The organism is Methylacidiphilum kamchatkense Kam1 (assembly GCF_007475525.1).
GTDB lineage: Bacteria > Verrucomicrobiota > Verrucomicrobiia > Methylacidiphilales > Methylacidiphilaceae > Methylacidiphilum > Methylacidiphilum kamchatkense.
In genome coordinates, this window is the sequence record NZ_CP037899.1 from 1 (window position 1) to 12,964 (window position 12,964).

At 36.0% G+C, this 12,964-nt stretch carries 12 protein-coding genes and 1 pseudogene; 12 read left to right on the top strand and 1 reads right to left on the bottom strand.

From position 1 onward, the window contains the following. Window positions 1-252: 252 nt before the first annotated feature. From dnaA to kam1_RS00030, 6 genes are all read left to right on the top strand, one after another. Window positions 253-1,611, top strand: coding sequence for a chromosomal replication initiator protein DnaA (gene dnaA / locus kam1_RS00005; RefSeq protein ID WP_143958128.1), 1,359 nt, complete (start codon window positions 253-255; stop codon window positions 1,609-1,611). A 205-nt stretch (window positions 1,612-1,816) separates the two neighbouring features. Further along, window positions 1,817-2,932, top strand: coding sequence for a DNA polymerase III subunit beta (gene dnaN, locus kam1_RS00010; protein ID WP_143958129.1), 1,116 nt, complete (start codon window positions 1,817-1,819; stop codon window positions 2,930-2,932). Between the two features lie 12 nt (window positions 2,933-2,944). Further along, window positions 2,945-3,331 carry a hypothetical protein gene (locus kam1_RS00015; RefSeq protein ID WP_039721514.1) on the top strand — a complete coding sequence of 129 codons (387 nt, stop codon included), beginning with the start codon at window positions 2,945-2,947 and terminating at the stop codon, window positions 3,329-3,331. Between the two features lie 47 nt (window positions 3,332-3,378). Continuing rightward, the gene (lspA, locus tag kam1_RS00020) at window positions 3,379-3,930 is read left to right on the top strand and encodes a signal peptidase II (protein ID WP_143958130.1); all 552 of its coding nucleotides are present in this window, start codon (window positions 3,379-3,381) and stop codon (window positions 3,928-3,930) included. A gap of 8 nt (window positions 3,931-3,938) precedes the next feature. Further along, a complete protein-coding gene (nadA, locus tag kam1_RS00025) occupies window positions 3,939-4,865 on the top strand; it encodes a quinolinate synthase NadA (RefSeq protein WP_052250488.1) in 927 nt (308 codons plus the stop codon). Window positions 4,866-4,903: 38 nt separating this feature from the next. Next, complete coding sequence (locus kam1_RS00030; RefSeq protein ID WP_039721515.1) at window positions 4,904-5,512, top strand: RNA ligase partner protein; 609 nt, start codon at window positions 4,904-4,906, stop codon at window positions 5,510-5,512. Here the strand turns inward: kam1_RS00030 and kam1_RS00035 are convergent. Beyond that, window positions 5,474-6,574 (bottom strand): RNA ligase, encoded by a 1,101-nt coding sequence (locus kam1_RS00035; RefSeq protein ID WP_039721516.1) that lies wholly within the window; start codon window positions 6,572-6,574, stop codon window positions 5,474-5,476. The two genes, kam1_RS00030 and kam1_RS00035, sit on opposite strands and share 39 nt — an antisense overlap. 298 nt (window positions 6,575-6,872) lie before the next feature. Between kam1_RS00035 and kam1_RS00040 the strand changes: the two are divergent. From kam1_RS00040 to pssA, 6 genes and pseudogenes are all read left to right on the top strand, one after another. Further along, window positions 6,873-8,161 (top strand): annotated as a pseudogene (locus tag kam1_RS00040) (UDP-glucose dehydrogenase family protein). A gap of 10 nt (window positions 8,162-8,171) precedes the next feature. Beyond that, the gene (locus kam1_RS00045) at window positions 8,172-9,440 is read left to right on the top strand and encodes an adenylosuccinate synthase (RefSeq protein WP_039721596.1); all 1,269 of its coding nucleotides are present in this window, start codon (window positions 8,172-8,174) and stop codon (window positions 9,438-9,440) included. 139 nt (window positions 9,441-9,579) lie between these two features. After that, entirely contained in the window at window positions 9,580-10,374 is a 795-nt protein-coding gene (locus kam1_RS00050; protein ID WP_052250485.1) for an isoprenyl transferase, read from the top strand. A 61-nt stretch (window positions 10,375-10,435) separates the two neighbouring features. After that, the gene (locus tag kam1_RS00055) at window positions 10,436-11,314 is read left to right on the top strand and encodes a phosphatidate cytidylyltransferase (protein ID WP_235277261.1); all 879 of its coding nucleotides are present in this window, start codon (window positions 10,436-10,438) and stop codon (window positions 11,312-11,314) included. Between the two features lie 30 nt (window positions 11,315-11,344). After that, window positions 11,345-11,992, top strand: a complete 648-nt coding sequence (locus kam1_RS00060; protein WP_143958131.1) for a phosphatidylserine decarboxylase family protein — start codon at window positions 11,345-11,347, stop codon at window positions 11,990-11,992. Continuing rightward, window positions 11,989-12,891, top strand: coding sequence for a CDP-diacylglycerol--serine O-phosphatidyltransferase (gene pssA, locus kam1_RS00065; RefSeq protein ID WP_235277263.1), 903 nt, complete (start codon window positions 11,989-11,991; stop codon window positions 12,889-12,891). Before kam1_RS00060 ends, pssA begins: the two co-directional genes overlap by 4 nt. Window positions 12,892-12,964 lie beyond the last annotated feature (73 nt).

The window sequence follows — 12,964 nt, forward strand, 5'->3', positions numbered from 1 at the left end:
ATATTTAAAAAATTTATTTTTTTAAAATGTCAATTTTCTTGTGAGAGAAAAAAAATTAAAAAGAATAAAAAATCTATTTCAAAGAAAAACATAATGATGATGTGAATAACTTTGATTACCATTTCCACTTTTTATCATTAAGCAAATAGTTTTATTGTGAAAAAAATATTTAAATATTGATGCTTAATGAGTTATAAAAATTGATTCAAAATAGTATATCTGAAAACAAAAAAAAATAATTGTGAATAACTTGTGAATAAAGTGGCTACTACTGAATATCATTCCCTTTGGGATGGCATATGTTTAGAACTTCAAAAAGTGATATCCAGAGAAGCGATTGAAAAGTGGTTTTATCCCATAGAATTGATAGGTATAGAAAATGATGTTTTAATACTGAAGGCTCCTGATCCGATTTATCAATATTGGATAGAAGAAAATTATTTACCTCAGGTTATCGGTGCTTCTTCTAGAATTCTTGGCAAAAATCTGAAGGTTTCTTTTTATCATGATCAAAAGCAAAAGGGGATAATAGAAAAATCTTCTAAACAGCCTTGTCAAGAAGAAAAATCAGTCATTGAATCAAAAGGATTAAATTTAAAATTTTCTTTTGAAAACTTCGTAGTAGGACCAAATTGCGAGTTTGCTGCAGCGGCTGCAAAAGCAGTAGCGGAATCTCCAGCCAAAGCTTATAATCCTCTTTTTTTATATGGAAAAGTTGGCTTAGGCAAGACACATCTGATGCAGGCTATAGGCAATTATATTCTTAAAAAGAACAAGAGAATCCTTCTTCAATATGTCACCTCGGAGCAGTTTACCAACGAATTTATTGAGGCTATCCAAAAAGGAAATCTTGTGCAGTTTAGAAAAAAATATAGGCAAATCGATGTGCTTTTGATTGATGATATTCAATTTTTAGCTGGGAAAGAAAGATCACAAGAAGAATTTTTTCACACATTTAACTGCCTTTTTGATGGGAGTAAGCAGATTGTATTAAGTGGAGATGAAGCCCCAAGTGCTCTTCAGAACCTGGAGAAAAGGCTTATATCTAGGTTTGAATGGGGATTGACAGCCGAAATACTCCCTCCTGGAATTGAAGTCAGATTAGCTATATTAAAAAATAAATTGAAAAATTATTCCATTTCTATCGAAGAAAAAATTTTAGAATTTATTGCAGAAAGAATAAAAACAAATGTACGACAACTGGAAGGAGCTTTAAATAGACTTTGTGCTTATATTTCTATTCATAAGCGTGAAATAGTTAGTTTAGAAGAAGTAGAATCGCTTCTCAAGGATCTTATTTCCATCCAACCATCAAAAACAATTACAATTGAAATGATTCAAAAGATGGTCTGTGAGGCTTATGATATTAGGTATTCGGATATGGTTTCAAAAAGAAGAATATCTTCGATAGCTTTTCCCAGAATGGTGGCTATGTATTTGGCTAGAAAGCTGACCAATTTTTCATTATCTCAGATTGGTGAAAGCTTTGGTGGAAGAGATCATGGAACAGTCCTCCATGCACAAAGAACCATTTCAGAAAAAATGGCTCAAGATCCAGATCTAATGCAGCTCATAAAAAAAATCACCGAAAGATTAACTTCTTCTCAATAAAATGTGAATGGTTGTGAAAAAAAGGGGTTTTTTTAAAAAATTTGCTTAAAGTATGAAATTATTAACAAGAATTGATAAAATATTCAAAATAAAAGAAGGAAAAAAGTCTTTGCTTTATAAGGATTAAGAAGGTTTTTCCCTTTTTTTATTATTCTTATGAATTCTATGTATAAGAAAAACAGAGTGGTATTATTGGAGAACAAGCATGAAATTTTGTGTGGATAAAAACCAATTCATTGAATCTTTATCGCTAATTCAAAGTATTATCAACCCTAGATCGACTCTTCCAATTCTGAGTCATTTGCATTTGACGGCGCAGATTCCTGATTTGGTTGTACTGTTTGCTACTGATCTACAAACAAGCTTAAAATTAAACCTAAAAGCAACAGTTACAGAAAGTGGAATAACCACTTTGCCCGCCCGAAGACTATTAACCATTGTCAGAGAGCTAGAGTCAAATGAACTAACTCTAGAAACGGATTCTAATCACCTCACAACACTTTCTTCAGGCAATTGTTTATTTAAGTTAAACGGGTTGCCAGAAGATGACTATCCAAAATTCTCTCCTGGAAAGTTTAATAATTTTATGGAAATGCCCCAAAGCAAATTACGGAAGATGCTTAAAATGGTCGAGTATGCCATGGCTGACGAAAGCAGACCTGCATTAAATGGGGCGTGGTTTTCGGTAAAATCAGGTCGTTTTGAAGTGGCGGCTACCGATGGGAAAAGGTTGGCTTATGTTTTTGATGACTTTAAGACTAATGGTTTGGAAGCTGAAGGGATTGTTCCAGCCAAAGCCATCTTGGAAATTTCTAGGATACTAGAGAATTCTGACAAGGCTCTAAAGATGTTTTTGGATCCAAATAAAATTTTTTTAGAATACGACAATATTCTCTTTTTTTCTAAACTTATTGAAGGCAAATATCCTAATTTTAAACAGGTTATTCCTAAGGCTACCACAGAAAAAGCGGTTATTGATCGTAACACCTTTATGCATTCTATCCGTAGAGTTTCTTCCATTGCTTCTAGTGGTTCTGGATCGATTCCAATTATCCTTAATTTTGTAGGGAATCAAGAATTAGTCCTTTCTTGTCAGGCCCCAGAAATTGGACAAGCCAAAGAGACCATCAGTATAAAAGAATTTAAAGGGGAGCCATTTTCAATTCCTTTTAATCCTTTCTATCTTTTGGATCCTTTAAAAGAAATGGAAAAAGAGGATGTCATTTTAGAATTTATTAATCCGTCAACCAAAGGTAATCCCTGTCTGATAACGGAAGGGACGAATTTTGTCTATGTTTTAATGCCAATTAAAAATCAATAAGAGCCTGATTTTATGATACGACGAAGTGGATACATTGGTGTTTTTTTACAACCTTTTACAAAAGAAGAAATTGAGAAATTTGTGGCACATTGGTTGGAGCGTTTTGAAAGAGTTGAACAGGTAATTCCTGGACAAGGGAACTATACGTCAACCATGGTAATAGAAAAACTGGACGATATTTTTTATGAAGAACATCCGCAATTTCGAATTATTCAGGGTGATGAATTTGCTTGGGTATATCTTTCCCATAACCGGCAGATTATAGAAACCACTGGCTTTTTCTCCGATCACATTCCACTTAGTCTTGAAGTTCTTCTGGAATTACCGAATCTTATAGAAGTCGTAGAAGAAACCAATGAAAAAAGACTGAAGGAACTTGAAGAAGAGCATTATTTCTGATTTTTTTTTTATTTTTTTTACTTTATCCCCAAATCCTATTTTTATCTATGAAGGGGTCTCCATCGGCGCCACCACATTATTTATCTACCTTGAATAAAACAGAGATTTTTAAATGGTATTTATTCAAAGTCTTTTTCTTTATTCTAAACTTGAGTCTTTTTCTGTTGCTTGATTGGATAACAAAATCTTGGGTTTCTTCTTTTTTTAGAAATTCCTTTAATAAACAATTGATTCCAGGTTTTTTAGATCTTGTCTTTGTTGAAAATACAGGGATTGCTTTTGGATTATTTGCTGGAAACAATGGATTTTGGGAATATTTTACACTATTATTAATTTTAATAGGCTTTATTTTTTTTAGAAAAAAAATTTTTTCGAATTTTTTTCATATGCTTATTAGCTCTTTAATATTTGCAGGTGCCATAGGGAATTGGATAGATAGAGTGATTCATGGCCATGTGATCGATTTTATAGATATTCATATTTTAGAATATCATTGGCCTGCTTTTAATCTAGCTGATGCGTATCTGACTATCGGTTTTATTTGTATTTTATTGGAATCGGCATTGTCTTCTAAACGAACAGTTAAAAAAACAACTTAAAACAAAAAATGGATGTAAGAGAAAAAAAAGAAACTGTTTTAAAACTTAAAAAAGAAAAGCGTGCTATTATTTTAGCCCATAATTATCAGTTGCCTGAAATTCAGGAAGTAGCCGATTATATAGGAGATTCCCTAGGACTTTCTTTTAAAGCCAGGGATACTACGGCAGAACGGATTGTTTTTTGTGGGGTTCATTTTATGGCTGAAACAGCCAAGATATTAAACCCAAATAGAAAAGTAATCCTTCCTGATTTGGAAGCGGGTTGTTCTCTTTCGGATACCTGTTCTTATGAAGAACTTCTTGAATACAAAATGAAGAATCCAGAGGTTTTTATTGTAGCTTATGTCAATACCTCTGCGGCGGTAAAATCACTAAGTGATTGTATTTGTACTTCCGCTAATGCCATAAAAATCATCGAAAAAGTCCCTCTTGATAAGAAAATTCTTTTCGTTCCAGATCAAAATTTAGGTGAATGGGTACAAAGCAAGACAGGTAGACAGATGGATTTGTGGCCTGGAGAATGCTATGTGCATGTGGAATTTACGCATCAATCCCTCTTACATTTGAAAAAAAATTATCCCTCTGCTCCAATTGTGGCTCATCCAGAGTGTGAAAGAGCAGTAAGAATGCTTGCGGATGAGGTCTGTTCGACTGAACAGATGATCAGGTATTGTAGAAACCATCCGGCTAAAACGTTTATAATTGTGACCGAAGTTGGAATGACGACTAGGCTGAAAAAAGAAATTCCAGAGAAGGATTTCATCCCGGCTTCGACACCCAGATGTGCTTGCTCTCAATGTAAATTCATGAAAAAGATCACCCTAGATAAGGTTATCTCTTCTCTTGAAAGGGATTATCCTGAAATTGATGTGCCAGTAGAAATCCGTAAAAAAGCTTTTATTCCTATTCAACAAATGTTGGAGTGGAGTGAATAAAAAAATCAAGATAGAATGATCCTTAAGAACAGAAAAGAGTGAAAAAGTTTGTTCTGGATACCAGTGTCTTTACAAATCCAGATATTACGCAACAATTTGGAGAGGACGATGCAACGGTTTTTTCAAATTTTCTTTCTTTAGCGACCAAAGCCGATGCGCAATTTTTTATGCCGTCGTCTGCCTATCAAGAACTGAAAATTATGAAAGGAGCCGGTTTTTTCTCTTCCGATTTTGAATTGACTGTCCACATTCGTTCACCTCGAAAATTTACTCTTCTGATTCCTGGTTTCGTTCTTTATGATTTCATTGAAGAAATAAGGAAAAGAATTGATCATGGGCTAAGGATAGCTGAGGAACATTTGAAACTTGCAGGACCCAATGGAGGAAGTCCCATTCCTTTCGATCAGTTGGTAAACCGCTTAAGAAATCGTTATCGTGAAGCCTTAAGACAAGGCATCCTTGATAGCAGGGAGGATGTTGATGTCATTCTTTTAGCTTATGAATTGGAAGGGATTTTAGTAACAGCTGATGAAGGCATGAAAAAATGGGCTGATAAGATGGGCATTGAAATAATGAATGCAAAATTTTTAAGAGATTGTTTAAAAAATCTAATCAAACCGGAGGGCTCCGGAGAGCCAGTTTCTTAAAGTGTCGCTAGTCGAAGGAAAAGTCTTTTCAAATTCCAAAATCCAATAGTTGTTCTCTTGGTATAATTTCTTTATGATTACATGTTCTTGATGTCCTGGAATATGTTTGAGATGTTCGATAAAATATTCAGCATTTTTTGATTCTCTAAATCGACATCGAAAAAATCTGGAGGAGCGACCATGTTCTCGCACATTTTTGAGTACTTCTTTGATTCCACAAACAAACGCTTTTCCTAGTTTTTCTTCCCAGTTGTTTTCTTCGATCAGTCCCAGTTCTGTTAAAAACAACACATACCGTAAGATTCTATCGATAAAATAGTTAGGGCTCACGTCTAAAATCTTATGAGAAACAACGGCAATATCGTTCAAATCAGAATTTGCTGTGACGTATTTTGCGCGCCGGCCAAAAGGCTCTTCTTTAAAAACAACTCCTTCTCTGTATTCGTTGTGAAGTGATAACAAAATTTTTTTTATTTGACTCAAGTCTTTAGGTTGGTTTTCAAAAAGGCCAAAATTCTTAACCGAAGGCAATGCATATCGACTAATAAGCTCGTGTTTCTCTCGTTCAGGCAGAAATTCCATAGTAGAATCTTTTGCAATATCAAAAATAAAAAGCTTAATATCTTCAGAAACTAATGGGGTAGGTCCCTCAATGTAGGGACTTCCAGGTCCAGTAATTTCCCCACATAAAACGAGATTGGGATGATCGATGAAAATCTCTACATTCAGAAGATCCAATATTCTGTCCGTACTGAATGGGCAGATAAATCCTCCTCGAGTAGCACAATAAATTTGACCTTCATGGTGAAAAATCCGGACGTTATAACCGTCGACTTTTTCTTCCATCCAAAAGGAACCAGAAAATTGTTCTCGTAGTCCGGACTCCAAGGAGTTTATTCTTCCGATTTTAGGGAAACCTGCAATGATAAGATCTTTAAAAATAATGCTTCCCTCTGGCCATCCCCCATAGGCACTCGTCAATCGAGTATAAGTCTTTTCGTGAAACTTCCCTTGGATACCTTTTTTTTTGGCAAGAATTTCTTCAATGAATAGTTCAGACATAAGAAAACTATAATAGGATGGAGCCGATTTTTTAAGGTTAAATGCTTTCGGAGGGAATTTATTCTAGGAGAGAAATTTTTTTAAAGTTAATGGAATATAGCGGGTTTTTTAAAAATTAAAATTGCAAGATAGCCGAAAATCACTATATCGTTTTTTTGGTTTTTTTCCGCGTGTAAAAATTCACATTTAAAAAAAGCTAAAATTATCTAAGAAAGACAATAAAAGGTGTCATGGCGTGAATTTTTTGTCGACGACAAAAATCGACAGTGTCCATCACATTCATTGAACAATTTAAAAAATGAAAATCTCAATCATAGGTTCTGGTTATGTGGGATTAACAACAGGAGCTTGCTTTGCTGATATTGGTCATGAAGTCATTTGCATAGACAATGATTCAAACAAAATAAAATCCCTCCTTGCAGGAAATATTCCTATTTATGAACCTGGACTGGAAGAGCTGGTCCAAAAAATGTTAAGAAGGGAACGCTTCATTTTACTGAGAGCATAGAGGAAGGGGTTGAAAAGAGTTTAGTCATTTTCATTGCAGTCCCTACACCTCCCTTGGAAGATGGCAGTGTCGACATGACTTATATTGAAAAGGTCGCCAGACAAATTGCTGCTGTTTTAAAAGATTATAGAGTCATTGTTGATAAAAGTACTGTTCCAGTCAAAACCGGGGAAAAAGTCTATCAAACTATCAAAAGATATAATAGCCATAATAGCGAATTTGATGTCGTGAGTAATCCTGAATTTTTGAGAGAGGGTGTTGCCATCCATGATTTGCTTTATCCTGACCGTGTTGTAATTGGTGCTACCAGTGAAAGAGCTATTAAAATAATGAAAGAAGTTTACGCTCCTTTTAAGGCTCCGATACTCATCACAGATCTAAATTCCGCAGAACTTATCAAGCATGCCTCCAATAGTTTTCTTGCTTTAAAGATTTCGTATATCAATGCCTTATCAAGGATATGCGAGGCAGCTGGAGCCAATGTGCAAATGGTGGCAGAGGGAATGGGATTGGATCACAGAATAGGCAAGCATTTTCTTAAAGCTGGCATAGGGTGGGGAGGGTCCTGTTTCCCAAAGGATGTGGCTGCTTTTATCAAAATCTCACAGGAATTGGGCTACGATTTTAAGCTGCTCAAAGAAGTGTCTCAAATTAATAACGACCAAAAGGAAATATTTTTACGAAAAATTCGCAATGTTCTATGGGTTTTAAAAGATAAAAGGATTGGCCTTTTGGGCTTAGCTTTTAAAAACAATACGGATGATGTAAGATGTAGTGTTGCTATGGATCTTGCACGAGTTTTTTTGAAAGAAGGAGCAATTGTGCAAGCTTATGATCCAAAAGCAATGAGAAAGGCAGAAGAAGTACTACCTTCGATTCATTATTGTTCCTCAGCTTTAGATGTCGCTGAAGAGGCTGACTGCATAGTTATTGCAACGGAATGGGAGGAGTTTATAAATCTAGATTGGAAATCGATGAAATCAAAAATGATCAGCCCGATCATTTTTGATGGTAGAAATCTACTCGACAAAAAAAAGATGATCGAAATGGGTTATCATTACGTTGGGGTTGGAAACTAAAGGCTGGATCATGAATTCTGTTCTTGTTGGAGCTCAGTGGGGAGACGAAGGGAAAGGAAAAATAATTGATTTTTTAACCCAAGATGTCGATGTCGTTGTCCGATGTCAGGGAGGAGATAATGCGGGGCATACGGTAGAGGTTCATGACGAAAAGTTTGTGCTCCATCTTATCCCTTCAGGAATCTTATGGCCTGATAAGTTTTGTTTGCTGGGCAGTGGCATGGTTATTGATCCAGTGTCACTAGTTGATGAAATAAAAAATATAGAAAAAAGAGGTATTGAAATACGCAGCCGGCTATTTATTTCTGAAACAGCTCACATGGTCTTTCCTTATCATAGGATTATTGATGAACTTCTTGAAAGGAGGCGGGGAAAAGGCCGGATTGGTACAACAAAAAAGGGCATTGGACCAGCCTACGCGGATAAAGTAAGCCGAGTTGGGCTCCGTATCCTTGACCTTCTTGATAGAAAGAAATTTTCTGAAAAGCTCAAGATACTTGTTGAAGAAAAAAACCGCTATATAAATTTTCTAGGTGGAGAGCCTGTGTTATGGAATGAAATTGCTGATGCTTATTTAGCAGCAGCTGATGAAATTGCTTCAATGGTCACAAACACTACGCTTTGGCTGCATGAAGCTTCCCTTTCAAGGAAAAAAATTCTTTTTGAGAGTGCACAAGGAACATTCCTTGATATCGATTTTGGAACTTATCCTTTTGTAACCTCATCCAATACCACTGCTGGAGGCGCTATTACCGGTAGTGGATTGCCTCCACATAAAATCTCTCGAGTTATAGGTTGTATGAAAGCCTATACCACGCGGGTTGGGGAAGGCCCTTTTCCAGTAGAAAATGCTGAGCTTTCTAATATGCTCCATTCGACAGGCAGAGAGTTTGGGTCGACAACGGGTAGGGCGAGACGATGTGGTTGGTTTGACGGCGTTTTGGCTAGATATGCCTCTTTGATTAATGGCTTTCACGAAGTGGCTGTTACCAATCTCGATGGGCTTGATACTATAGAAAAGATCCCCATTTGTGTGGCTTATGAATATAAGGGAAAGATTTTAAAATATCCTCCCAATTCTGTAGAACAGTTGGAAGAGTGCATCCCTATTTATGAGGAAATGCCAGGTTGGCTCGAATATACTGGAGGGGTTAGATGTTTTAAAGAGTTACCTAAAGCTGCTCAAGAGTATTTGAAGAAGTTGGGAGTTCTTGTGGGAGCTCCAATTAAAATTGTGTCAGTTGGAGCCGATAGGGAACAGACTTTTTTTGTAGATTAATACATCTTAAAAAAAATGAGGGCATAATTCAGAATAAATTTTTTTTCAATAAAATTCTGAGCATCTTAGTCTATAGATGTTTTATCCTTAAATTCGGGAAAAGAAAAATTGGAGAAGGAAAATTCAAACTTTTATTTAGATGAATATTACAATTGAAAACGAGCATCAAAAAAATAATGGAGTAGTCAATACAGAAATTAATTCTTATTTGCTCGATGCGAAGAATGTGCCAAACCATGTGGCAATAATCATGGACGGTAACGGCCGATGGGCTGAAAAAAGAAATTTGCCTCGAATCGAGGGACATAAGGAAGGGTTGAATGCAGCCAAAGAAGTGGTTCAAACAGCCTTAGAAATAGGAATACAGTATTTAACTCTTTATGTCTTTTCCATTGATAACTGGAAAAGACCTTATTTTGAGATTCGAGCCTTAATGACGATGTTTCAGGATTTTCTTTTAAAAAATGAGAATGAGTTAGTAGAAAGAGGTATAAAATTATTAACGATTGGCAGAACGACCGATTTACCAAAAAGTCTCCAAAATCAGTTGATGGCTACCTGTAAAAAAACAGAAAAAAATTTCAAGCTTATCCTTACTCTTGCTTTGAGCTATGGTGCACGACTTGATATTCTCAATGCCGTGAGGGAAATAGCTAAAAAAGCTCAGTCTAAAGAAATCAACCTTAACGATATCGATGAGAAATTTTTCAAAGCGCATCTTTCTACACATTTTTCTCCGGATCCAGATTTTTTGATTCGGACAAGTGGGGAAATGCGACTGAGTAATTTTCTTTTGTGGGAGTCCTCTTATACAGAGTTTTATTTTACAAATACCTTTTGGCCAGATTTCCGAAGAGAGGAGTTTTTAGAAGCCCTGGCGATATTTGCAAAAAGGCAGCGTAGATTCGGACAAATAACTGCAAAAAAGAGATAACTGAAGCTTTTCTGTTGTCTATTCTCTCTATTTCAATTCTATCCTAATGATGACTATTGAAATGTTAAAAGAAGAATCCAATTTTTATTCGAGATTACTTTCCTCTCTCGTTCTTTGGGGTGTTATTCTTATAGCCCTATTATACAGCTTAAAAATTCTCGAAATGATCATTTTTATGTGTTTTGGGCTTATAGCTCAGGAAGAGTTTTATCGGATGCAACAAGCCAAAGGCCACAAGATATTTCGCTTGGCTGGTTTTACAGCTGCGTTCTGTCTTTACCTAGGGATATGGTTTTTTGAGAATGTTCATACTGCTGGCTACTCCTTTTATCCTTTTTTTGAACAGATCTTGTATTTTGGATTGTTAACCATTCTATTTGGTCAAGTTATTTGGAATTGGGACAAGCTAACAAATCCAATAGCATCGATAGCTCTGACTTTTTTAGGATTTTTTTATGTTGCTTTTCTCTTTAGTTTTCTTGAGCGAATCTCCTTTTGTAAAGGATTACCATTTAACGCTGATGCTGCCTTATTTTATCTAATTGCGGTAACAAAACTGAGCGATACGGGTGCTTTTCTTGTAGGGAGAAATTTTGGCAGCCATCTGCTTATTCCTCATGTTAGCCCTAAAAAGACATGGGAAGGTTTGGGAGGGGGCATTTTTTTCTCTTTTTTGGCTGGGATATTATTACCTATTGGATTTTCAAAATTTTTTGTTGGCTTTCCTTTGATCGATTCGATTCTTTTAAGTGTTGTGATTGGATTTATTGGAGCGGTAGGTGATTTAGCTAAAAGCGTGGTCAAAAGAGATGCTCATGTGAAGGATTCAGGTCATGTCATTCCAGGTATTGGAGGACTATTGGACCTAATAGATAGTTTGCTTTTAAGCGGCCCCTTTTTTTATTTTTATTGTCTTTTTCGATACCATATATACCCATAGCTTCTTGTCCAAACTATAAACATACCAATTATGAAAGATTCCCTTCTTTTTCGTGAGGCATTTCCCATTGCTTTTGCCCTAGCGACGCTATCTTTGATCTTCTTGCTTTTACCCTTCAAACCAGCAAAATTTGTAGGGGTCTTTTTTTTATTAGCCCTTCTTTTTCTCTTTTATTTCTTCAGAAATCCAGAAAGAACTATCCCTACTGATCCTCATTATATTTTGGCTCCAGCAGACGGCAAAATTGTGGAAATAAAAATGGAAGAAACATCTCCTTTCTATGAGGGGAAGGCAACAAAAATATCTATATTTCTTTCTATCTTTGATGTGCATGTGAACCGTTCTCCGGTTGATGGCAAAATTATTAAGAAAGAGTACCATAAAGGGATTTTTTTGGATGCACGCAATCCAAAGGCCTCTTTATTAAACGAAAGACAGGATTGGTGGATTCAATCGACAAAAGGATGTATTGTAGGAATAAGACAGATTGCTGGGTTTATTGCGCGCCGGTTGGTTTCTTGGAAAGAAACTGGTGAGACGATTAAAAGGGGAGAAAGAATTGGCATGATTAAGTTTGGATCTAGAACAGAACTTTTTCTTCCAAGCGACTGTATAGTGGTAGTACATAATGGAGAGAAAGTGGAAGCTGGGAAAACGGTAGTTGCAAAATGGCCATGAACGAATGGGACGCAAAAAAAGAGGAAAAAATATATCTTTTGCCTAATTTGCTGACAGCGGGCAACTTGATTTGTGGGTTTCTTGCCATTCTAAAAATTCTCGAAGGAAGCATTCTACGAGACAGCGATACGGCAGGATGGATTCATACCTACGAAAATAGTTTAAATTTCATTTTAGCTGCATTTGTATTTGATGTTTTGGATGGAAGGCTCGCTCGGTTTGGAGGTAAAGAAAGCATGTTTGGAAGAGAATTTGATTCTTTGGCCGATCTTATTTCCTTTGGCGTTGCTCCAGCCTTGTTGGTCTTCGAGATAGTTCTCTATCAATTCCCTCATAAAATAGGATGGATTGTTGCTTCTATTTATTTGGTTTGCGGAGCTCTAAGGCTTGCCCGTTTCAATGTTTTAGCTACTCAGTATAAGGGATCGAATCTAGAATTTACTGGTTTTCCTATTCCTGCAGCTGCAGGACTAGTCTGCTCCATTACCTTACTGATGCTTTATTTTTATGAAACAGATAGGGAACTTGAGAAGGGCTGGGGAAAGTACATATTGGTAGTCCTGTTGCTTTTTCTCTCTATCATGATGTTTAGTAAGAATCTTTATCCTAGCTTCAAAGGCATTACTTGGAAAACGAAGTGGACCGTTCCTAAATTTTTGTTTGTGGTTTCTATTTTAGGATTGACCATAGTTTATTATAAGTGGATGTTGGCAGTTGATTTTTTGGGATATCTTTTGTATGGCTTCTTTAGACCTTTTATTTCGAAGCCATTGAGAAAAGCGATTGAAGAAGAAGGCGAGGAAGAGGAAGAAAGGGAAGGAGAAGGAAAAGAGGAAGGAAAAAACAACCATTTGAAAATTATTCAGAAAAAGGAAAACTCTGATAGAATTTCTCTTTAAAGCTTATACTATGCTAAATATTTTATGATTGAAAAGAAGCTTGATAGAGATTGCCAATGCTGGAGGTTAGAAG